This window comes from Enterovirga sp., from assembly GCF_035325185.1.
Taxonomy (GTDB): Bacteria; Pseudomonadota; Alphaproteobacteria; order Rhizobiales; family Beijerinckiaceae; genus Enterovirga.
In genome coordinates, this window is sequence record NZ_DAOLAJ010000019.1 from 31,298 (window position 1) to 51,900 (window position 20,603).

Here is a 20,603-nt window from a genome sequence, read left to right on the forward strand (position 1 = left end):
GTGCCTGTCCTGCCGTGCGTTTCCGGGCCGGCCGGCCCGAATCTCAGCGTGCGTCGGCCGCGTAAGCCGGGGCGGCGATGCCGCTCCCGATCTCCGCATAACCCGATTCGCGACGCGCCCCGCCTTCTACGATCGCGTAGTTTGCCCGGTCGGAGAGAAGCTCTTCCAACACGGCGACATTGAGGCGATGCCCGCTGCAATGGGACTTGTAGGTGGCGAGGAGCGGAAATCCGGCCAGGGAGAGATCACCGACCGCGTCGAGCATCTTGTGCCGCACGAACTCGTCGGCGAAGCGCAGGCCCTCGGGATTGATGACGGCGTCATCGCCGATGGCGACGGTGTTCTCGAGCGTGGCGCCGAGCGCGAAGCCCGCCTTCCAGAGCTTCTCGACATCGCCGATGAAGCCGAAGGTGCGGGCGCGGCAGACGTCCTGGCGGAAGCTGTCGGGCGTGAGGTCGAGGACCTTGCGCTGCTTGCCGATGACGGGATTCTGGAAATCGATCGAGACGTCGAGCCGGAACGCCCGGGCATTGGGGCGAAGCTCGGCCGAGGCGATGCCGCGCTCGACGCGGACGGTGCGCAGCACCTTCAGATATTTGCGGGGCGCCTTGCTGCGGACGAGGCCGACCGAATCGATCGCCGCGACGAAGGGGGCGGCACTGCCGTCGAGGATGGGAAGCTCGGCCCCGTCGACCTCGACCAGCACATTATCCACCCCGAGCCCGGTAAGGGCGGACATCAGGTGCTCGATCGTGGCGACCGCACCGCTCTCCTTGTCGCCGATCACCGTGCAGAGCTCGGTTGCGGTCACCGCCGCGAACCGCGCCTCGATCAGGCGCTCGCGGCCATGGGGGAGACCGGTGCGGAGAAACTGGATGCCGTGATGGGCCGGAGCCGGATGGAGATGCAGATTGACGATCTTGCCTGAATGGACACCGGTGCCGCTCAGTGAAACAGGCGCCCCGATCGTGGCTTGATGGCTGCTCTTCATCCTATCACCTCGGGCCGAGCATCTACGGCGCGCCAACACGCGTCCACCGATTCCAGATCTCGCCCGTGCTTGTGCCCCGATCTCGGCGCGGCCTTATGAACGCGAACGCGCTGCCGGATCAAATATGTGTGGGGATTACTAGTCCCGGGACGCTTCTGCGCCAAATCACTCTTTCTTACGCTCTGTTACAACCCGCCCCGATTGTGTTTCGCGCGCGACACGCAAGACGCGCGAAAGCCCCGGATCTCGCGATCCGGAGCTTTCGGAACGGCCTTTGGGAGCCGCCTGGTCAGGCCGAGTTGCCGCGCCGCAGGAAGGCGGGAATCTCGAGCTGCTCGTCATCGCCGGTCCGCGGCGAGGGCACGACGCGGCCCTGCCCGTCGAGATTGCCGTGGGCCGGCCGATATCCCGGCGCCGCCGGCGAGCGCTTGGCATATTCGGACCCGGCCGGCGGCATGGATCGGACCGCCTCCGGCAGGTCGCCGTGCGCCATGTGGCGCGAGGACGGCGGCATGGGCTCGGGCAGGACGGGCGCCGGCGAGGCCGGGGCGTCGTCGCGGCGTCCGAATCCGACCGTCGCGAGCTTGCGCAGGAAGCTCTTCGCCTCGCCACCGCCCGTTTCGCCCTGGCCGCCCTGGGCCCGGATCTGCTTCTGGGCGGGCATCGGCAATTCGTCGATCCGCGGCATGCGGGTCTGGCGAATGCGCTCGGGCTCCGGCGGCAGGTAGGGCTGGGCCGGGGCGGCCTCCTGGTGGGAGACCGGAGCGTGATGGTGATGCTGGATCGGCTCGAAGCCCGCCCCCTTCGGCGCGACGGGGGTCAGGGTGACCTCGTCGCGGAGGAGGGGCGCCGGGGCCGGCGCGGCGGACGGCGGCATCGGGGAGGCCATGGAAGCCTGGGCCACGATCTCGGCGGCCCGCGCGGTCGCCATCTCGCCCTGCATCGGCGCGCTGGCCTGCGCGGCGCGCTGGCGCGCCTCGGCGCGAAGCTTCTCGGCCACCTCGGCGATCCGGCGCTCGGTATCGGACAGCGGCGCCTCGGCCTCGAAGGGCTGGTCGATGCCGGTGGCGACGACGGAGACGCGGATCGTGCCCTCGAGCGATTCGTCGAAGGTCGCGCCGAGGATGATGTTCGCCTCCGAATCGACCTCCTCGCGGATGCGCGTCGCGGCCTCGTCCAGCTCGTAGAGGGTCAGGTCGCGGCCGCCCGTGATCGAGATGAGGAGCCCGCGGGCGCCCCGCATCGAGACCTCGTCGAGGAGCGGGTTGGCGATCGCGGCCTCGGCGGCGCGCATGGCGCGCTTCTCGCCGGACGCCTCGCCCGTGCCCATCATCGCCTTGCCCATGCCGCGCATGATCGAGCGGACGTCGGCGAAGTCGAGGTTGATGAGCCCTTCCTTGACCATCAGGTCGGTGATGCAGGCGACGCCCGAATAGAGAACCTGGTCGGCCATCGAGAAGGCGTCCGCGAAGGTCGTCTTCTCGTTCGCGACGCGGAACAGGTTCTGGTTCGGGATGACGATCAGCGTGTCGACATGCTGCTGAAGCTCGGCGACGCCGGCCTCGGCGATCTTCATGCGGCGCACGCCCTCGAACTGGAAGGGCTTGGTCACGACGCCGACCGTCAGGATGCCCATCTCGCGGGCCGCCCGCGCGACGACGGGAGCCGCGCCCGTGCCGGTGCCGCCGCCCATGCCGGCGGTGATGAAGGCCATGTGAGAGCCGGAGAGCTGGTCGCGGATCTCGTCGATGACCTCCTCGGCGGCCGCCCGGCCGACCTCGGGCTGGGAACCCGCCCCGAGGCCCGCGGTCACCCCGAGCCCCATCTGCACGATCCGCTCGCAGCGCGAGGAGGCGAGAACCTGCGCGTCGGTATTGGCGCAGACGAACTCGCAGCCCATCAGCCCCGACACGATCATGTTGTTGACCGCGTTGCCCCCGGCGCCGCCGACGCCGAACACCGTAATACGTGGCTTCAGTTCCCGGATGTCCGGGGCTCCCAGATTGATCATGACCTTGTCCTTTCTCCGACCCCGTTTCGGATTTTCTTAGAAATTCTCACGCAGCCAACGCGCCATCTTCCCAACATAGCTGCCTGATACTGATTCGTCTCCAAAGAAGCCACGCCCCTTCGGCTCGAAATGCTCGATATGCGCGACTTGCGGATAGACGAGGAGGCCCACCGCGGCAGCGAAGGCGGGCCCCTTGCCGGCCTCGGGCAGCCCCTTCACCCCGAGCGGCCGGCCGATGCGGACCTGGCCCTGGAGGATGCGGCGCGCGAGATCGGGCAAGCCGACGAGTTGGCTCGCACCGCCGGTCAGCACGATCCGCCGGCCGGCCTGGGCGGCGTAGCCCGCCTGCTTCAGGCGGTCGCGGACCAGCTCGAGGCTTTCCTCGACGCGCGGCCGGATGATCCGCACGAGTTGGGAGCGCGGCACGTGGTTCACCGTCTCCCGGTCGTCGTCCTCGCCGATATGGGGCACCGCGATCATGTCGCGCTCGTCCGAGGTCGAGGCGATGCAGGTGCCGTAGAGCGTCTTCATGCGCTCGGCCGCGGCGACGGTCGTGGTGAGGCCGCGGGCGATGTCCATCGTGACGTGATGGCCGCCGACCGCGATCGCATCCACATGGACGAGATGGCCCTCGGAGAAGACGCCGACCGAGGTCGTGCCTCCGCCCATGTCGATCACGACCACGCCCATTTCCGCCTCGTCGTCGGCCAGGGCCGAGAGGCCCGCCGCATAAGGCGTCGCCACCACCGCCTCGATGTCGAGATGGGAGCGCTCGACCGCCAGCATGAGGTTGCGGGAGGCGGCCGAATCGGAGGTCACGACGTGGAGATCGACGCCGAGCTTGCGGCCGAGCATGCCCGAGGGCTCGACGATGTTGCGCTGGCCGTCGAGGGAGAAGCCCGTGGGCAGGGCGTGGAGCACGGCCCGGCCGGGACGGAGCGTGTGACCGCTCGCGACTTCCAGCACGCGCCCGATATCGGCCGCGCAGACCATGCCCGTGCGCACCGGGACATGGGCCTCGAAATGATGCGAGGCGAGGCGCCCGCCCGTGAGGTTCACGATGGCCGACTTCACCTCGGCCCCCGCCATCCTCTCGGCCGCGTGGATCGCCTGGCGGATCGCGGTCTCGGCGGCCTCGAGATCGACCACGACCCCCGCCTTCAGCCCGAGCGAGCGCTGGTGGCCGACGCCGAGGATGCGGGCGAGATGGGTGCGTCCGCGCAGGACGTCGCCGGGCTCGGCCGGCCGCAGCTCGGCGATCAGGCAGACGACCTTCGAGGTGCCGATGTCGAGCACGGAGAGCGTGGCGCTCCGGCGCGAGGAGAGCGGCTTGAGGCGGGGGGTCAGGCCATGGGCTTGCAGGGTCACGTGTCGATCCCCTTCACGCCGCGCTGGAGTTTCTTCTTCGTGTTCTCGGCACGGGCGGCCACGGCCTCCTCCGTCAGGCGCAGGACGATTCGGTCGGGCATCCGCAGGTCGACGGTGAGCACGTCCTTGTTGAGGAGGCCCGCCTCCCGGTCCAGGCGCACGAGGCGGCGGACGGCCGCGGCGGCCCCCTCCTCCGGCAGGCGGATGTCGAGGCCGTTGGTCATCTTCAGGGTCCAGCGGCGCCCCGAGATCAGCATCCCGGCCCGGATCTTCGAGCGCAGGGGCCCGGCCGCCTCGAGCAGCGAGACATAGTCGGCCGCCTTCAGATTCGCTCCCTCGCCGACGACGAGAGGCAGGTCCACGAGGGAGGGGTCGCGCATCTGGTCGATCTGGGTGCCGTCCTCGGCCACGACGTAGAGGTCTCCGTTGAGCTGCCAGAGCGCGAAGGGCTCGCGCTCGACGATGTTGATCAGAAGCTCGTGGGGATAGAGCTTGCGGACCTCGGCCGACTTGATCGACGGGTCCTCCATGAGGCGGCGGCGCACATGCGCGACGTCCAGGAAGACCAGCGAGTTGCGGCTCGACAGGCCGGCCGTCCGCAGCAGCTCGGCCTCGCCCAGGCGCGCGATGCCCGAGATGGTGACCTTGTCGAGGCCGAAGCCGACGGCCCGCGCCGCGACGTCGCGCAGATCGCCGTAGGCGTCCTTGAAATCGGCATAGCTTCCGTTGAGGACGAGGCCGTAGGCGCCGATCGCCGCAAAGAAGCCGAGGGCGAGGCAGGTCCCGGCGAGCCGCGGCACGCGGCGCGCGAAGGGAACGGAGACCGAGGACCGGCGCCGGAACCCGAATCGCGGCAGCGCCATCGAGCGCAGGAGCCGAAGCGACAGCCCGGCGAGACGCCCTCCGGCCTGCTGCCGGGGGGCGCGCGCAGCCGTCCCGCCGGCCGGCCCGGCGCTTAACGGCTCAACGACGCGTCCTCCACGATCCATCTCACCAACTCGCCGAACGGGAAGCCCGCATGGGCCGCCATCTCCGGCACCAAGGACGTTGCCGTCATCCCGGGCTGCGTATTGACCTCGAGCACCACGAGCGCGCCCGAGCCACCGGGCGTGTCGTCGTATCTGAGGTCGGCGCGGCTGACGCCGCGGCATCCGAGTGCTTGATGCGCCGTTAACGCCAACTCTTGGACCCGTTGGTAAATATTCGGTGAAAGTTCGGCCGGCAGGATGTGAATCGAGCCCCCCTCGGCATATTTCGCGTCGTAGTCGTAGAACTCCCCGGTGGCCGCGCGGATGTCGATCACGCCGAGGGCCCGGTCGCCCATCACGGCGCAGGTCAGCTCCCGCCCGGCGATGAAGGGCTCGACCATCACCTCCTCGCCGAACTGCCAGTCCTCCCGCCCCAGCTCCTGGGGCGGATGGGTGCGGCCGGCCCGCACGATGATCACCCCGACCGAGGAGCCCTCGCGAATCGGCTTGACGACATAGGGAGGCGGCAGGACATGCCGCCGCGCGGCCTCGCGCCGCGACACGACGAGGCCGTCCGGCACCGGAACGCCGGCCGCCCGCATGACGTGCTTGGCCTTCTCCTTGTCCATCGCCAGCGCCGAGGCCAGGACCCCGGAATGGGTGTAGGGGATGCGCAGGATCTCCAGCAGGCCCTGGATGGTGCCGTCCTCGCCCTGCGGCCCGTGCAGCGCGTTGAAGGCGACGTCAGGCCGGACGGCCTGGAGCACCCGGGCGATGTCCTGGTCGACGTCGATGGGGGTGACCCGGTAGCCCTGCTCCTCGAGGGCCTGGGAGCAGGCTCTTCCGCTGTTGAGCGAGACCTCGCGCTCGGCCGAGAGACCTCCCATCAGGACGGCGACGTGCTTGTGACTCTGCGGCATGAGAGGGCCCCGGCTCGATCTCGCGATCAGTGATTCGCGCTCTCGCCGGATAGCCGGCCCGGACAGGCTGCCGCAAGCGAGCCGCCCTTTCCCCGCTGGCGGGGAGAAGTGGACGCCATCACGAAACCGGAACCTCCGAATCCCCGATTCGGGCCTTTTCGGCCGCCAGGCTTTCCGCCCGCCGACCGAGCCAGACCGCGTTCGCCGTCCACAGCACCGCGAGCACGAGCCCGACCAGCGAAATGCCGACCGTGCCGAGGCCCGAGACCAGGGCGTAGGACCAGCTCCCGACCTGATCCCCCAGGCGATAGACCACCGTGTCGACGACGCTCTTGGCCTTGTACTTGTCCTCCCGGCTGACGACCGTGAACAGCACCTCCCGCGTCGGGCGCGAGAGGCCGAAATTCCCGACCCGCCGCAGGACCTGGAAGCCGACGAGGACGGCGATGGTCGGCACCGCCGCGAGGATGCCGTAGCCGCCGACCGTCAGGAGGGGCAGGAAGGCCGCGCTCGCGGCGATGCCGAGCCCCTTCAGGATGCGGCCCGTCAGGAAGACCTGCATCAGGAGCGTCAGCACGTTCACCGCGAGATCGACCTGCGCGAAGAAGGCCCGCCGCTCTCCGCTCGAGGGGAAAGCCGACTGGGCGATCGCCGCTTGCTGGAAATAGAGAAAGGTCGAGGTGATGGCGTAGAGGAGGATGTAGAAGCCGATGCTGAGGAGATAGGGCGAGCGGGCGACATGGGTCAGCCCGGCCCAGATGCCGCCGCCGATGCGCTGGCGCTCCAGCTTCACGGCCTCCTCGCCCTTGAGGTCGCGCGCGATGCGGAAGACCTGCGTCACGCACAGGATCGCCCCGCACAGGAGGAGCGCCGCCCCCGCCATCAGCAGCGAATGGCTCCAGCCCCGCGCCAGGAACCCGGCGAGCGAGGAGCCGAGGATGGCCCCGAGGCTCGCCGCCGCCGCGAGAATGCCGAAGAGGCGCTTCGACTGGGCGGTGTCGACGATGTCGACCATCAGCATCCAGAACACCGAGACCACGAAGAGATTGAAGACCGAGGTCCAGATGAAGAAGGCGCGTCCCGCCCAGATGCGCGCTGCCCCCTCCGTCGCGCCGAGCAGGAGGCCGAAGCCGAGGAGGTTGAAGATGAAGAAGACATAGACGAGGGGAATGAAGACCTGCGCCGAGAGCCGCCGCACAAGCAGCCCGAAGAGCGGGTTGATCGCGATCATCGCGACCAGCGTGCCCGTGAACAGCCAGGGCAGGTTCTCGACCCCGCCCTCGACCCCCATCGCGTCGCGGATCGGACGCAGCACGTAATAGGAAGTCATCAGGCAGAAGATGTAGAGCCCGCCCCACAGGACGAGCGCTCCCTCCCCCGGCCGGATATCGACCAGGCGCCGGACCGGGCTTACGTCCTCGTCAGGCGAAGGCAGCGATCAGTTCCTTCTGCTGGGCCTCGTCCGGCATCGGGCCGAATCCGGCGCGCATGTTGTCGGCCTGACGCTCGGGGCGCCCGGTCGCGGGAATGACGCAGGTCACGGCGGGATGGGCGAGGGCGAATTTGAGGAACATCTGCGCCCAGGAGGTGACGCCGATCTCGGCCGCCCAGCCCGGCAGCGCCCGCCCTTTCACCTTCGCGAAGAGCCGCCCGTCGTCGAAGGCGCGGTTGATCAGGACGGCGACGCCCTTCTCCCGCGCCAGCGGCAGGACGGTCTTCGCGGCCTGCGGGGAATTCACCGAGTAGTTGATCTGGATGAAGTCCAGCTTCTCGGCCCGCATCACCTCCTCCATCGCGGCGAGCCCGCTCGGCAGGTAATGGGTGATGCCGACATATTTCGTCCTGCCCTGCTCCTTCAGCTCGCGCGCATAGGGCAGCGCCATCTTCAGGGCGCGCAGGTTGTGGACCTGGAGAAGCTCGACCTTGTCGGTCCGCAGCTTCTTCAGCGAGCCGGCCCATTGCCGCTCCGCCTCCGCCCGGCTGTCGGCGGCGATCTTGGTGGCGAGGAAGGTCTTGTCGCGCCATCCGCCCTCGGCCAGGAGCCTGCCCACGACCGCATCCGAGCGGTCGTAGTTCGGGGAGGTGTCGATCACGCTGCCGCCGGCGCCGTAGAAGACCTTCAGCACCTCGACGAGCTTGGCGAATTCGGGAGACCCGTCCGCGACGTCGTAGCTGCCCGAGGTGCCGACGCCGATCACGGGCAGCTTCTCGCCCGTCGCCGGGATCGGACGCATGGCAATCACCTCGTCGGCTGCACCCGCCGGCCGGCCGAGGACAGAGAGGGCGCCGGCGGTGGCCGCGGCGCCGGCGATGAAACGGCGGCGTGACTGCATGGGGATCTCCGGGCGAGGCTCGCGACGGGCTGATACCAGCCTCGAACGCGCTCGCGAGACCGGCGTTCCGTGCCGTCCGGGCGGGGGACCGTTGCATTTGCCGGCGGGGAGCCCCGTTCACGTGGGAGGATCAGGGGGCCGCGGCGTCCCCTCCGCCGCTTCGGCCGGCAGCCGGCGCTTCTGGGCGCGCTTGCTGCGGCGGCGCGCCGCGATGAGGACGCCGTTCACCTCGCCCCCGAAGAGGAACATGGCGGCGAGCCAGTAGAGGAAGACGAGCGCCACCATGGCGGTGGCGAGGCCGCCATAGGTGGAGACATAGGCGCCCGAGAAGCTGTCGAGATACCAGCCGAACAGGGTGCCGGCGACGAGCCACAGGAGGAGCGTCGTCGAGATGCCGGGCACGATGTCCCTGAAGCGCCGCCGCCCCGCGGCGATGAACTTGTGGGCGATCGTGAGCGTGCCGACGATGGCGAGCGTGGCGACGACGATCCGAAGGGTGGTGATCACCCAGCTGAGCGGCGCGAGCTGCGGCACGAAGGCGACCGCGCCGCGCCAGATCAGCGGGCCGAGCACGACCAGGAACGCGAAGGCCAGCATGGCGCAGGCGCCGAACACGACATAGGCGATGGATTCGAGGCGCGTCAGCCACCAGGGCCGCAATTCCGGCTTGTCATAGGCCCGGTTGAGCCCGACGCGGAGCGATTCCACGCCCGAGGAGGAGAAATAGAGCGCCAGGATCGCGCCGTAGGTCAGGATCCCCGGACGCGTCGTCGAGAGGACGCGGTGGACTTCCGCCGCGATCGGGCCGCCGACCTCCTTCGGCCACGCCTCGAGGATGAGGCTCGCGGCCTCGTCGGCAAGCGCCTCCGTGCCGAAGAGCGGCGCCACCGCGGTCAGGAGAATCAGGAACGGGAACAGGGACGTCAGGACGGAGAGCGCGATATGGCTCGCGATCGCCCAGCCGTCATGCATCACGAAGCGCTGGAAGGCGAGCGCGGGGACGTCGAGAAAAGGAACGGTGCGCGTCTGAGCCGGCATTCGCAGATCAGATGTCAGGCAGCCCTGCCCCCCGCAAGCCGAAAAGGAGCTTTTCGCGGAAACGACAGGTCCCCGGGGCAGGTTTCGCCCGAAGCCCGGCCGGGTTAGGAGGCGGCCCCCGAGACTCGGGGCGCGAGGCCCCTTCGCCGATGCAGATCCTGTCCCTCGCCGTTCCGCTTCTCTTCGTCTTCATCTGGGCGACCGGCTTCGTCGTGGCGCGGCTCGTCGCGCCCCATGTCGAGCCGATGACGTTCCTGGCCATCCGCTTCGCCTTCGCGGGCGGCGCGCTCGGCGCCCTCGCCCTGATCATGCACGCGCCCTGGCCGACGACGCGGCGGGCCTGGGGCCATGCCATCGGAATCGGCCTGTTGCTCCAGGGCGTCTATCTCGGCGGCGTCTTCTGGGCCGTGCGGCACGGGCTGCCCGCGGGCATCGTCTCGCTCGTCGTCTCCCTCCAGCCGCTCCTGACGGCGCTCGTCGCCCGCCGGCTCCTCGGCGAGAGGGTGCCGATGCGCCGCCGCATCGGGATCGCGATCGGCTTTGCCGGCGTCGCCCTGGTCCTCGCCCCGAAGCTCGGCGGGGCAGACGGCTATTCCCTGCCGACCCTGCTCGCCGCCTTCGGCAGCCTCCTCACCATCACGGTCGCGACCATCTGGCAGAAGCGCGCCGGCGGGGAGATCGACTTCCGGGCCGGCACCGCGATCCAGTTCGGCGCCTCCGCGCTGCTGATGCTGGCGATGGCGCTGGCCACCGAGACGATGCGAATCGATCCCGCCCCGGGATTCTGGATCGGCCTGTTCTGGGCGGTCTTCGGCCTGTCGATCGGGGCGATCTTTCTGCTCTTCCTGATGATTCGGCGCGGCGCCGTGGTGAGCGTCGCCGCCTGGCTCTTCCTCGTCCCGCCGGTCGCGGTGCTGATGAGCTTCGCGCTGTTCGGCGAGACGCTGTCGCCCCTCCAGATCGCCGGCATGGCCGTTGCGACGGCGGGGGTCGCGCTCGCGACCCGCGCCTGACGCCCCGATTGACGCACCCCGCCGGCTCGGGAAAAGGAGATTCCATGTCCACCACCCCGCCTTCCGCCGATCTCGTCTCCCTCGCCCGGGAGGGCGCGGCCGCAGCTTCCGACCTCGTGGCCGAAGCCTCGCGGCGCGTCCGGGCCCGGCTCGTCGAGAATGGCCGCATCTCGCAGCAGAAGCTCGACGAGGAGCAACACGCGACCCACGCCCTCGCCTGGGCGGCGACCTATTCGATCGCGCTGCGCGAGCTGGCCGCCTATGCCGAGCGCCTTGCCGGCGAAGGCCGCCTCGGGGAGGCCGAGAGCCTGATCGTGCGCATCGGCATGGGCGAATATCTGGAGCAGCTCTTCTCCGGCATCCCGATGAGCCAGCTCGAGACGGCGCGGCTCTCCGATCTCGGCCTGCCGGCGCGCGAGGCGGCGAAGTTCCGCACCGAGGCGGTCGAGAGCCTGATCGAGGCCGGCAGCACGCCCGCCCACCGCGCCCGGCTCGCCGCGATCCTGCACGAGAAGGGCCCGACGCCGGCCGATCCCGGCCTCGACGAGGACCTCCAGGCCATCCGGGGCGAGATGCGCCGCTTCGCCGAGCGCGAGGTCGAGCCGCATGCCCATGGCTGGCACATGCGCAACGAATACATCCCGATGACGATCATCGAGCAGATGGCCGAGCTGGGCGTGTTCGGCCTCACGATCCCCGAGGAATTCGGCGGCATGGGCCTGTCCAAGGTCTCCATGTGCGTCGTCTCCGAGGAGCTGTCGCGGGCCTATATCGGGGTCGGCTCGCTCGGCACCCGCTCGGAGATCGCGGCCGAGCTGATCATCGGCGGCGGCACCGAGGAGCAGAAGGCGCGATTCCTGCCCCGGATCGCCTCGGGAGAATTGCTGCCGACCGCCGTCTTCACCGAGCCGAACACGGGCTCCGACCTCGCCTCGCTGCGCACCCGGGCGGTGAAGGAAGGCGAAGTCTGGAAGGTCTACGGCAACAAGACCTGGATCACCCATCCGGTGCGTGCCGACATCATGACGATCCTCGTCCGCACCAAGCCCGAGGAGCCGGGCTACAAGGGCCTGTCGCTCCTGATCGGCGAGAAGCCGCGCGGCACCGACGCGGATCCCTTCCCCGTCGAGGGCCTGACGGGCGGCGAGATCGAGGTGCTGGGCTATCGCGGCATGAAGGAATACGAGCTGTCCTTCGACGGCTTCGCGGTGAAGGCCGAAAACCTGCTCGGCGAGGTCGAGGGCCGGGGCTTCACCCAGCTCATGCAGACCTTCGAATCGGCCCGCATCCAGACGGCGGCGCGGGCGACGGGGGTCGCGCAATCGGCACTCGACGTCGCGCTCCGCTATGCCGAGGAGCGCCACCAGTTCGGCAAGGCGCTGGCGGAGTTTCCGCGCGTCTCCGACAAGATCGCCATGATGGCGGCCGAGGTGATGATCGCGCGCCAGATCACCTATTTCGCCGGCCGCGCGAAGGACGAAGGCAAGCGCTGCGACCTCGAGGCCGGCATGGCGAAGCTCCTCGCCGCCCGCGTCGCCTGGTCGGCCGCCGACAACGCGCTCCAGATCCATGGCGGCAACGGCTTCGCCCTCGAATATCCGGTGAGCCGCCTCCTCTGCGACGCCCGCATCCTGTCGATCTTCGAGGGGGCGGCCGAAATCCAGGCGCAGGTCATCGCCCGCCGCCTGCTGGAGAGCCAGTAGCGTCCCGGCCTACCGCGTGATCTGCACCGAGATCGGATCGCTGCTCGGGAAGCTCTCCTCGGACGCCTCGTCGAGACGCTTGTCGAGGGCTTCCTTGGAATTCTCGGGCAGCTTCCGGTCTCCGGGGCTCGCCGTCTCGCCGAAGCCCGTGTGCTTGCGGGTCTCCTGCTCCTGCTCCGCCGGCTTTTCCTTCGTGTCCATCGTCATCGAATCCCTCTCGCGGCAAGATCTTGCGAGAGGTCAACGCCGGGGCGGGCTCTTCGATCCACTCAGCCGCCGGAGGGGAGCGCAGCCCGCATCAGGGCGAGGCCCTCGGGGCTCGCCCATTCGGCCCAGCCCGAGAGCTTGCCGATCTTGCAGCCGTCCGGCCCGACAAGGAGCGTCGTCGGCAGGCCCTCGACCTCCCCTGCCCGCTTCAGATCCTGGAAAATCCCGGCCTTGGGGTCGGCATAGAAGGCGAGCTTCGCGATTCCCGCCTCGCGCAGCCATTGCCGGGGGCGGTCGAGATTGCGCGTGTCGATATTCACGGCCGCGATCTCGAAGCCCGGGCCGCCGAGCTCCGCCTGGAGCTTGTCCAGGGCCGGCATCTCGCGCTTGCAGGGCTCGCACCAGGTCGCCCAGAGATTCAGCAGCACCGTCCGGCCCCGGAAGGAAGAAAGAGCCAGCGGCGTTCCGTCGGGACCTTCGAAGGCGAGATCGGCCAGCGGCTTCGGCGCCTTCTCGACCCGGAACGCGGCGAGTTCCCCCTGCGCGAGCAGCGGGAGCCGCTGGGCGATGGCGGCCGAGGCCGCGCAGGCGCCGCCGTCGCGGTTGCCCCACGGGCCGGCCGTCCCGTATAGGCCGGCGGCAGTGACGATGAGGGCCGCGCCCAAGAGGAGCGCGGTCCTGCCGAAGAGTGAAGAGCATCTCACCATGAGCAACCGGATGTGGGGCGGCCGCTTCGCCAGCGGCCCGGCCGAGATCATGGCCGACATCAACGCCTCGATCGATTTCGACAAGCGCCTCGCGGCCCAGGACATCCGCGGCTCAAAGGCGCATGCGGCGATGCTGGGCGCGGCCGGCATCCTCTCGGCCGAGGACGTCGCGGCGATCGCGGCGGGGCTCGACCGGGTGGGCGGGGAGATCGAGCGGGGCGAATTCGCCTTCTCGCGCGAGCTGGAAGACATCCACATGAATGTGGAAAGCCGCCTCCGGGACCTCATCGGCCCGGCCGCCGGGCGCCTGCACACGGCCCGCTCGCGCAACGACCAGGTCGCGACCGACATGAAGCTGTGGGTGCGCGATGCGATCGACAGCCTCGATTCCCAGCTCGCCGACCTCCAGCGGGCGCTCGCGGAGAAGGCCCTCGCCTTCGCCGACACGGTGATGCCGGGCTTCACGCATCTCCAGCCGGCCCAGCCCGTGACCTTCGGCCACCACCTCCTCGCCTATGTCGAGATGACCGGGCGCGACCGGGGCCGCCTTGCGGATGCCAGGCTGCGGCTCAACGAATGCCCGCTCGGCTCGGCCGCGCTCGCCGGCACCTCGTTTCCGATCGACCGCGAGGCCACCGCCCGCGCCCTCGGCTTCGACCGGCCGACCGCCAATTCGCTCGACGCCGTCTCGGACCGCGACTTCGCGCTCGAAACGCTCGCGGCGGCCTCGATCTGCGCGGTGCATCTCTCCCGCCTCGCCGAGGAGATCGTGCTCTGGACGACGCCGCAATTCGCCTTCGTGCGGCTGTCGGACGCCTTCTCGACCGGCTCCTCCATCATGCCGCAGAAGCGCAACCCGGATGCGGCGGAGCTGGTGCGCGGCAAGTCCGGCCGCATCCTCGGGGCGCTCCAGGGCCTGCTCGTCGTGCTCAAGGGGCTTCCCCTCGCCTACGGCAAGGACATGCAGGAGGACAAGGAAGGTGTCTTCGACGCGGTCCACACGCTCTCGCTCTGCATCGCGGCGAGCGCGGGCATGGTGCGCGACATGCAGCCCGACCGCGAGGCCATGCGGCGCTGGGCGGGCGCGGCCTACGCCACCGCGACCGACCTCGCCGACTGGCTGGTGCGGGTCCTGAACCTTCCCTTCCGCGACGCGCACCACGTCACGGGCCGGCTCGTCGCCGCCGCCGCCTCCCGCAATGCGGGGCTGGAGGAGCTGTCGCTCGCGGAGATGCAGGCGGTCGAGCCGCGCATCACGGCGGCCGTCTTCGACGTGCTCGGCGTCGACGCCTCGATCCGCAGCCGCACCAGCTTCGGCGGCACCGCGCCGGACAATGTCCGCACCCAGGCGCGGGGCTGGCTGGAGCGCCTCGGAAAAGAGACTGCGACCTGAGGCTTGGCTGCACTCGTCACGCCGTTTCCTATGTGGCTAGAAAACCGCGAAAGCGGAGCATCTCGATGACGCCCCCCACGATGACCTCCCGGCAGGCGCTGCTGGCCGTGCTCCTGGCCGGCACGCTGGCGCTGAGCGTCGGCGCCTGCGGCCGCCGCGGCCGGCCCGAGCCGCCGCCGGACCCCAACGCGCCGGCGGCCCGGGCGAGCACCACATCCGGCAAGGCGCAGCCGGCGGCCCGGACCCGCCCCGGAACCGGCGCCCCGAGCGACGACGATGACGACGAGGAATCCGATCCCGGATCGCTCTCCATCTCGCCGCAGCCGAACGCGCCGGGACGCAGGAAGAACAAGCCCTTCGTCGTCCCGAAGGAGCCCTTCATCCTGGACTGGCTGCTGTAGCCCCGCCGCCCGAGCTTCGGGGGCCTTGCCCCTCTTCGTCATGGCCGGGCTTGTCCCGGCCATCCACGCACGCGGCAGCTGCTTGCGAACCCGTTCACCGCAGAGTGCGCGGAAAGGCGTGGATGGCCGGGAGAGAACGGGCGGAGCGATCGACCGGATTTCGGATCATGCATCACTTTCACTATCGGAACGGCCTGCTCCAGGCCGAGGATGTCGATCTGACGGCGCTCGCCGAAGAGGTGGGGACGCCCTTCTATTGCTATTCGACGGCGACCCTCGAGCGGCATTACCGGGTCTTCGCCGAGGCATTCGCGGATGTGGACGCGCTCGTCTGCTATGCGGTCAAGGCGAATTCCAACCAGGCCGTTCTGGCGACGCTGGCCCGGCTCGGCGCGGGCATGGACATCGTCTCCGAAGGGGAGCTGAAGCGGGCCCTCGCCGCCGGCGCCCCGACCGAGCGGATCGTCTTCTCGGGCGTCGGCAAGACGCGCGCCGAGATGGCGGCGGCGTTGGAGGCGGGCATCCTGTGCTTCAACCTGGAGAGCGAGCCCGAGATGCGCGCCCTCTCCGAGGTGGCGAGCGGCATGGGCCGCGAGGCGCCGATCTCGATCCGGGTCAACCCGGACGTCGATGCGAAGACCCACGCCAAGATCTCGACCGGCAAGTTCGACAACAAGTTCGGCATTCCGATCTCGCGCGCCCGCGCGGCCTATGCCGAGGCGGCGCGGCTGCCGGGCCTGCGCATCGTCGGCGTCGACATGCATATCGGCAGCCAGATCACGGACCTTTCCCCCTTCGGCAACGCCACCGAGCTTCTGGTCGAGCTGGCGCGCGATCTCATGGCCGAGGGCCATCCGCTGCGGCATCTCGACCTCGGCGGCGGCCTCGGCATCCCCTATCGCCACGCGGACCCGCCCCCGCCCGATCCGCGCGCCTATGCGCAGATCGTCAAGGAGCGCACACGCGGCCTCGGCCTCGAGCTGGTCTTCGAGATCGGGCGCATGATCGCGGGCAATGCCGGGATTCTGCTCACCCGCGTCCTCTATGTGAAGGAAGGCGAGGGCCGCACCTTCGTCATCGTCGACGCGGCCATGAACGACCTCGTCCGCCCGACCCTCTACGAGGCCCATCACGACATCCTGCCCGTCGCCGAGGCCGCCCCCGGCGCGGAGCGCATCCGGGCCGACGTCGTCGGGCCCGTCTGCGAGACCGGCGACTTCCTCGCCCTCGGCCGCGATATGCCCGCCGTCCGGGCGGGCGATCTCCTCGCCGTCATGACGGCCGGCGCCTACGGCGCCGTCCAGGCGGGCACCTACAACACCCGGCCGCTGGTGCCGGAGGTGCTGGTGCGCGGAGCCGCCCATGCCGTCGTCCGGCCGCGCCCCTCGCTCGACGCCCTGATCGCGCTCGACCGGATGCCGGACTGGCTGTCGAAACCTGCCTGACACCCCGCGCCATTCGGCTGCACTAGCCGGGGGATCGGGGCATGCTATCGTCGGGGCATGAGACGGATCGCGCCCGCGCGCCCCCGGAGACCCGCATGACGGGCGAGCCGACGCCCCCTCCCGCCTCTCCGGCGAATGCCGGAGCCGGGCGCAGGCTGGACCGGCTCGTGCGCGAGGCCCGCCGGGCGATCGCGTGGGAGCGGATCTGGCCGGCCCTGTGGTGGCCGCTCGGCCTGCTGCTCCTCTTTCTCACCGCCTCCTGGCTCGGGCTCTGGCTCGAGTTGCCGGCGATCGGCCGGCAGGCGGGCCTCGGGCTCTTCGCACTCGCGCTGCTCGCCTCTCTCTATCCGCTGCTGAGGGTCCGCTTCCCCGGCCGGACCGAAGCGCTCGACCGGGTGGACCGCGATTCGGGCGGCCCGCACCGGCCGGCCAGGACGTTCGAGGATTCCCTCGCCCTCGGAGCCGCCGATTCGGGCAGCCGCGCGCTCTGGGAACTGCATCGCCGGCGCGCCGCGGCAAAGCTCGCCGCGCTGCATGTCGCTCCCCCGAGCCCCGGCATGGCCCGCCGCGACCCCTGGGCTCTCCGCGCCGCCGGCCTCGCCGCGGCCGTCGCCGCGGCCTTCGTGGCGGGCCCCGAGATCGCAAGCGGGAGCGGGGCCCCTTTCGACGGGGGGGGCGCCCGGGGCCCCGCCTCGCTGTTCCGCATCGACGGCTGGATCGATCCCCCCCATTATACGCGCCTGCCGCCCCTGATGATCGACCTCGCCGCCGGGGCGCAGAAGCTGCGTGCGCCGATCGGCTCGACGATCGTCGTGCGCATGGCCGGCCAGGGCGAAGCCACGCTCGCCGCCTCGCCGGGCCTCGTCGAGATCAAGTCCGCCGAGAGCGGCAGGGAGGGCCTGCGCGAGCGGCGCTACAAGCTCGCGGCCTCGGGCGACCTGACCATCGGCACGGGCCTCGCCGCGCGCGCCGGGCTCCCCGGCAGCCTCTCGCTCTCCATCGAGGCGATTCCAGACCATCCTCCCGAGATCGCCATGAGCGGTCCGCCGGAGATCAATGCCCGCGGGACCTTCAACCTCACCTACAAGGCCAAGGACGATTACGGCCTCGCCTTCGCCGAGGCGAGGTTCGAGAGGGCGGACGGAACGAAGGCCGCGCGGCGCACCCTCGTCCCCGCCCCTTCCGCCATCCTCCAGCTTCCCGACGACCACCGGGCGGGCGCGGAGACCAAGGCCACGCTCGACCTCACCGAGAATCCCTGGGCCGGGGCGCGCGTGCGCATGACGCTCGTCGCGCGCGACGAGGCCGACCAGGAGGGCCGCAGCGCGCCTCTCGAATTCACCTTGCCGCAGAAGCCCTTCGCCAAGCCCCTGGCCAGGGCGCTCGTCGAGCAGCGGCGCCATATCGTCCTCGACCCGGACGATCGCAAGCCGGTCCAGACCGCCCTCGACGCGCTGCTGATCGCGCCCGAGCGCTTCACGCCCGAATGGGGCGTCTTCCTCGGCCTCAGGATCGCAGCCGACCGCTACCGGGCCGCGCGGACCGACAGCGACCTCGCCGACGTCGCCGACTGGCTCTGGGCGATGGCGCTCCAGATCGAGGAGGGCGATCTCGGGGAGGCGGAGCGCGAGCTTCGGGCCGCGCAGGAGCGCCTGCGCGAGGCACTGGATCGCGGCGCCGACGAGAAGGAGATCGCCCGGCTCACGGACGAGCTGCGCCGGGCCATGGACCGCTTCCTGCGCGAATTCGCCGAGCAGATGCAGCGCGACCCCAAAGGCGAGTCTCCCTCCGCGGGGCGCGAGCGCGTCATCACGCAGAACGATCTCAACCGGATGATGCGGGAGATGGAGGATGCGGTGAAGCGCGGCGACCTCGCCGAGGCGCAGCGCCTGCTGAACCAGCTCAAGAGCATCATGGAGAATCTCAGGACGGCCCGCCCCGGCGGACGCGGCGATCCCGTGGCGCGGGAGATGCAGCGCCAGATGGACGAGCTGGATGCACTGACGCGCGAGCAGCAGCAGCTTCGCGACGAGACCTTCCAGGGACGGCAGGGCCAGCGCGGCACGCGGGAGGGCCAGCGCGGGCAGAAGGGCCGGCAGGGGCAGGACGGAGAAGACCGCGAGCAGGCCGAGAACGGCCAGGGCCAGGGGGGCGGCGATCTCCAGGGCCGCCAGCGCGCCCTGAGGGAGCGCCTGGAGGCCCTCCAGCGCCGCATGCGCGGCATGGGCCTGCGCAACGAGCAGGGCCTGGCCGATGCGGAAGGCGCCATGCGCGACGCCGAAGGACAGCTCGGCCAGGGCCGCGAGGGCCAGGCGATCGACAGCCAGGGCCGCGCCCTGGAGGGATTGCGGCGCGGCATGCAGGGCATGGCCAGGCAGATGGACCAGATGATGGCCGAGGGCGACGAGGACGGCGAGCCGGACGGGCCCGGCAATCCGCAAGGCCGCGCGGCGAACGATCCCCGCAGCGACGATCCTCTCGGCCGCCCGATGCGCTCGCGCGATTCCTCGGACGGGCGCGTGCGCATTCCCGGCATCGACGAATCCGCCGCGGCGCGCGCGCGCCGCATCCTCGACGAGCTGCGCCGCAAGCTGGGCGATCCCTCGCGCCCCCGCGAGGAACTGGATTATTTCGAACGCCTGCTGAAGAGGAACTGAGGAGCGCTACCCGTAGCCGGAGGCGCGCTTGGTGCGGGCGAGGATGGTCATCGCCTCCGACGAGCGGCCGGCCGCGCAGGCGCTCTCGGCCTGGCCGACCGGGCCGATGGCCTTGTCGTAGACCGTCCTGTGCACGCGCCCGACGCTGAGGTCGTAATCGAGGATTTCCCGGAACCGGGCGATCTGGGCGGCGCAGCCCGGGCCCACGGGCCCGTAGGAGGGCTCGGCCACGACGGGCCTGACGACCGGCATCGTCGCCATCTGGTTGCAGGCGGCGAGGCCGAGGGCGAGGAACGGAGCGATCAGGATGCGCATGGACCTGCGGCCGAACGGGCGGTTGCGGGCGCCATATCACGGATCGGCGCCCGCCCCAACTCTCCGGCGACGACGTACCGCGTGACCGCGAGCGCCGGAGGGGCTAAGGACCGCGCATGTCGAACGTCCTCGTCATCGTGGCCGTCCTGGTCGTCGCGGCCGTGCTCGGGCTCGGGCTGGTCAACATGATGAGGGGCGGCTCGCCGCAACGCTCCCAGCAGCTCATGCGCATGCGCGTCGCGCTGCAATTCGTCGCCATCGTCGTGATCATGCTCGTGATCTGGGCGAGGCATTCGGGCTGAGAACATGGTCGCGCTGAACCGCATCTACACCAAGGCCGGCGACGGCGGCCGCACCCAGCTCGTGGGCGGCGAGCGCCGCAAGAAGCACGACCTGCGCATCGAGTGCTACGGCACGGTCGACGAGCTGAACGCCTCGATCGGCCTCGCCCGCCTTCACACGGCCGGCGAGGCCGCCCTCGACGCGATGCTCGCGCGCATCCAGAACGACCTCTTCGACCTCGGCGCCGATCTCGCCACCCCCCCGCGCGACGCTCCCGCGAAGCGCGAGGATCTCCGCATCCTGGATTCGCAGGTGGAGCGCCTGGAGCGCGAGATCGACGGCATGAACGAGGGCCTGGCGCCTCTACGCTCCTTCGTCCTGCCGGGAGGGACGGCGGCGGCGGCCCATCTCCACCTCGCGCGAACCGTCTGCCGGCGGGCTGAGCGCCGCGCGCTGCTCGTGGACGACGCCAACCGCCTCTCGGACCTCCTCTTCGTCGCCGCACGCCACGCCAACGGGCAGGGGAGGCTGGACGTGCTCTGGGTGCCGGGCCAGAACCGATAGGGGGCCGGCCGCGCCATATCGCGTTGCAAACAGCGCCGGGCAACTTTACGGTTCGTCCGGAGCATGCTTTGTCGCGGCTGCGGCCTGCAAGGCATAAGTGCAAATTCAGGGAACGCCCTCGATGAAGGTCCTCGTACCCGTAAAGCGGGTTGTCGATTTCAACGTGAAGATCCGTGTGAAGCCGGACGGTTCGGGCGTCGAGCTGGCGAATGTGAAGATGTCGATGAACCCCTTCGACGAGATCGCGGTCGAGGAGGCGATCCGGCTGAAGGAGAAGGGCAAGGCCA

The 20,603-nt window shown here is 70.3% G+C and carries 19 protein-coding genes and 1 pseudogene; 9 read left to right on the forward strand and 11 right to left on the reverse strand.

What is annotated here, in order from left to right; genetic code table 11:
- Positions 1-43: 43 nt before the first annotated feature.
- The 8 genes from lpxC to PKD06_RS06055 form a co-directional block, all read right to left on the reverse strand.
- Complete coding sequence (gene lpxC / locus PKD06_RS06020; protein WP_324378589.1) at positions 44-991, reverse strand: UDP-3-O-acyl-N-acetylglucosamine deacetylase; 948 nt, start codon at positions 989-991, stop codon at positions 44-46.
- A 289-nt stretch (positions 992-1,280) separates the two neighbouring features.
- Positions 1,281-3,002, reverse strand: a complete 1,722-nt coding sequence (gene ftsZ, locus PKD06_RS06025) for a cell division protein FtsZ (RefSeq protein ID WP_324378591.1) — start codon at positions 3,000-3,002, stop codon at positions 1,281-1,283.
- A 36-nt stretch (positions 3,003-3,038) separates the two neighbouring features.
- Positions 3,039-4,364, reverse strand: coding sequence for a cell division protein FtsA (gene ftsA / locus PKD06_RS06030; protein WP_324378627.1), 1,326 nt, complete (start codon positions 4,362-4,364; stop codon positions 3,039-3,041).
- A gap of 2 nt (positions 4,365-4,366) precedes the next feature.
- Positions 4,367-5,359 carry a cell division protein FtsQ/DivIB gene (locus PKD06_RS06035; RefSeq protein ID WP_324378593.1) on the reverse strand — a complete coding sequence of 331 codons (993 nt, stop codon included), beginning with the start codon at positions 5,357-5,359 and terminating at the stop codon, positions 4,367-4,369.
- Positions 5,326-6,258: a D-alanine--D-alanine ligase gene (locus PKD06_RS06040; protein ID WP_324378595.1), complete on the reverse strand. Its 933-nt coding sequence runs from the start codon at positions 6,256-6,258 to the stop codon at positions 5,326-5,328. Before PKD06_RS06040 ends, PKD06_RS06035 begins: the two co-directional genes overlap by 34 nt.
- A 118-nt stretch (positions 6,259-6,376) precedes the next feature.
- On the reverse strand, positions 6,377-7,588 hold the full coding sequence (locus tag PKD06_RS06045; protein WP_324378597.1) for an Npt1/Npt2 family nucleotide transporter: 1,212 nt from the start codon (positions 7,586-7,588) through the stop codon (positions 6,377-6,379).
- 91 nt (positions 7,589-7,679) lie between these two features.
- Entirely contained in the window at positions 7,680-8,591 is a 912-nt protein-coding gene (locus PKD06_RS06050) for an aldo/keto reductase (RefSeq protein WP_324378599.1), read from the reverse strand.
- Positions 8,592-8,708: 117 nt separating this feature from the next.
- Positions 8,709-9,629: a YihY/virulence factor BrkB family protein gene (locus PKD06_RS06055; RefSeq protein WP_324378601.1), complete on the reverse strand. Its 921-nt coding sequence runs from the start codon at positions 9,627-9,629 to the stop codon at positions 8,709-8,711.
- A 149-nt stretch (positions 9,630-9,778) separates the two neighbouring features.
- Between PKD06_RS06055 and PKD06_RS06060 the strand changes: the two genes are divergently transcribed.
- Both PKD06_RS06060 and PKD06_RS06065 read left to right on the forward strand, forming a co-directional pair.
- Complete coding sequence (locus PKD06_RS06060; protein WP_324378604.1) at positions 9,779-10,642, forward strand: DMT family transporter; 864 nt, start codon at positions 9,779-9,781, stop codon at positions 10,640-10,642.
- A 44-nt stretch (positions 10,643-10,686) separates the two neighbouring features.
- Positions 10,687-12,345, forward strand: coding sequence for an acyl-CoA dehydrogenase family protein (locus PKD06_RS06065; RefSeq protein WP_324378605.1), 1,659 nt, complete (start codon positions 10,687-10,689; stop codon positions 12,343-12,345).
- Between the two features lie 9 nt (positions 12,346-12,354).
- Here PKD06_RS06065 and PKD06_RS06070 read toward each other — a convergent pair whose 3' ends face one another.
- Positions 12,355-12,552 carry a hypothetical protein gene (locus PKD06_RS06070; protein ID WP_324378607.1) on the reverse strand — a complete coding sequence of 66 codons (198 nt, stop codon included), beginning with the start codon at positions 12,550-12,552 and terminating at the stop codon, positions 12,355-12,357.
- A gap of 62 nt (positions 12,553-12,614) precedes the next feature.
- Positions 12,615-13,217, reverse strand: a complete 603-nt coding sequence (locus tag PKD06_RS06075) for a TlpA disulfide reductase family protein (RefSeq protein WP_324378609.1) — start codon at positions 13,215-13,217, stop codon at positions 12,615-12,617.
- Positions 13,218-13,257: 40 nt separating this feature from the next.
- On the opposite strand from PKD06_RS06075, the gene argH reads away from it, so the two are divergent.
- The 4 genes from argH to PKD06_RS06095 all read left to right on the forward strand — a co-directional run bounded on the left by argH (position 13,258) and on the right by PKD06_RS06095 (position 19,155).
- Complete coding sequence (gene argH, locus PKD06_RS06080; RefSeq protein WP_324378610.1) at positions 13,258-14,652, forward strand: argininosuccinate lyase; 1,395 nt, start codon at positions 13,258-13,260, stop codon at positions 14,650-14,652.
- Between the two features lie 65 nt (positions 14,653-14,717).
- Complete coding sequence (locus PKD06_RS06085) at positions 14,718-15,053, forward strand: hypothetical protein (protein WP_324378612.1); 336 nt, start codon at positions 14,718-14,720, stop codon at positions 15,051-15,053.
- Positions 15,054-15,220: 167 nt separating this feature from the next.
- Entirely contained in the window at positions 15,221-16,498 is a 1,278-nt protein-coding gene (gene lysA, locus PKD06_RS06090; RefSeq protein ID WP_324378614.1) for a diaminopimelate decarboxylase, read from the forward strand.
- Between the two features lie 95 nt (positions 16,499-16,593).
- Positions 16,594-19,155 (forward strand): TIGR02302 family protein, encoded by a 2,562-nt coding sequence (locus PKD06_RS06095; RefSeq protein WP_324378616.1) that lies wholly within the window; start codon positions 16,594-16,596, stop codon positions 19,153-19,155.
- A 6-nt stretch (positions 19,156-19,161) separates the two neighbouring features.
- Here the strand turns inward: PKD06_RS06095 and PKD06_RS06100 are convergent, their stop codons facing one another.
- Complete coding sequence (locus PKD06_RS06100) at positions 19,162-19,470, reverse strand: hypothetical protein (protein ID WP_324378617.1); 309 nt, start codon at positions 19,468-19,470, stop codon at positions 19,162-19,164.
- A 116-nt stretch (positions 19,471-19,586) separates the two neighbouring features.
- On the opposite strand from PKD06_RS06100, the gene PKD06_RS06105 reads away from it, so the two are divergent.
- The 3 genes and pseudogenes from PKD06_RS06105 to PKD06_RS06115 form a co-directional block, all read left to right on the forward strand.
- Positions 19,587-19,772 (forward strand): twin transmembrane helix small protein, encoded by a 186-nt coding sequence (locus PKD06_RS06105; protein ID WP_324378619.1) that lies wholly within the window; start codon positions 19,587-19,589, stop codon positions 19,770-19,772.
- Between the two features lie 4 nt (positions 19,773-19,776).
- Positions 19,777-20,316: a cob(I)yrinic acid a,c-diamide adenosyltransferase gene (locus PKD06_RS06110; RefSeq protein ID WP_324378621.1), complete on the forward strand. Its 540-nt coding sequence runs from the start codon at positions 19,777-19,779 to the stop codon at positions 20,314-20,316.
- Positions 20,317-20,437: 121 nt separating this feature from the next.
- A pseudogene (locus PKD06_RS06115) lies at positions 20,438-20,603 on the forward strand (electron transfer flavoprotein subunit beta/FixA family protein); the annotation flags it as partial.

Bases quoted from the DNA above. Each gene is read 5' to 3' on its own strand.
- lpxC (WP_324378589.1), bottom strand. From the start codon at position 991: ATGAAGAGCAGCCATCAAGCCACGATCGGGGCGCCTGTTTCACTGAGC.
- ftsZ (WP_324378591.1), bottom strand. From the start codon at position 3,002: ATGATCAATCTGGGAGCCCCGGACATCCGGGAACTGAAGCCACGTATT.
- PKD06_RS06035 (WP_324378593.1), bottom strand. From the start codon at position 5,359: ATGGATCGTGGAGGACGCGTCGTTGAGCCGTTAAGCGCCGGGCCGGCC.
- PKD06_RS06040 (WP_324378595.1), bottom strand. From the start codon at position 6,258: ATGCCGCAGAGTCACAAGCACGTCGCCGTCCTGATGGGAGGTCTCTCG.
- PKD06_RS06045 (WP_324378597.1), bottom strand. From the start codon at position 7,588: ATGACTTCCTATTACGTGCTGCGTCCGATCCGCGACGCGATGGGGGTC.
- PKD06_RS06050 (WP_324378599.1), bottom strand. From the start codon at position 8,591: ATGCAGTCACGCCGCCGTTTCATCGCCGGCGCCGCGGCCACCGCCGGC.
- PKD06_RS06055 (WP_324378601.1), bottom strand. From the start codon at position 9,629: ATGCCGGCTCAGACGCGCACCGTTCCTTTTCTCGACGTCCCCGCGCTC.
- PKD06_RS06060 (WP_324378604.1), top strand. From the start codon at position 9,779: ATGCAGATCCTGTCCCTCGCCGTTCCGCTTCTCTTCGTCTTCATCTGG.
- PKD06_RS06065 (WP_324378605.1), top strand. From the start codon at position 10,687: ATGTCCACCACCCCGCCTTCCGCCGATCTCGTCTCCCTCGCCCGGGAG.
- PKD06_RS06070 (WP_324378607.1), bottom strand. From the start codon at position 12,552: ATGACGATGGACACGAAGGAAAAGCCGGCGGAGCAGGAGCAGGAGACC.
- argH (WP_324378610.1), top strand. From the start codon at position 13,258: ATGAGCAACCGGATGTGGGGCGGCCGCTTCGCCAGCGGCCCGGCCGAG.
- PKD06_RS06085 (WP_324378612.1), top strand. From the start codon at position 14,718: ATGACGCCCCCCACGATGACCTCCCGGCAGGCGCTGCTGGCCGTGCTC.
- lysA (WP_324378614.1), top strand. From the start codon at position 15,221: ATGCATCACTTTCACTATCGGAACGGCCTGCTCCAGGCCGAGGATGTC.
- PKD06_RS06095 (WP_324378616.1), top strand. From the start codon at position 16,594: ATGACGGGCGAGCCGACGCCCCCTCCCGCCTCTCCGGCGAATGCCGGA.
- PKD06_RS06100 (WP_324378617.1), bottom strand. From the start codon at position 19,470: ATGCGCATCCTGATCGCTCCGTTCCTCGCCCTCGGCCTCGCCGCCTGC.
- PKD06_RS06105 (WP_324378619.1), top strand. From the start codon at position 19,587: ATGTCGAACGTCCTCGTCATCGTGGCCGTCCTGGTCGTCGCGGCCGTG.
- PKD06_RS06110 (WP_324378621.1), top strand. From the start codon at position 19,777: ATGGTCGCGCTGAACCGCATCTACACCAAGGCCGGCGACGGCGGCCGC.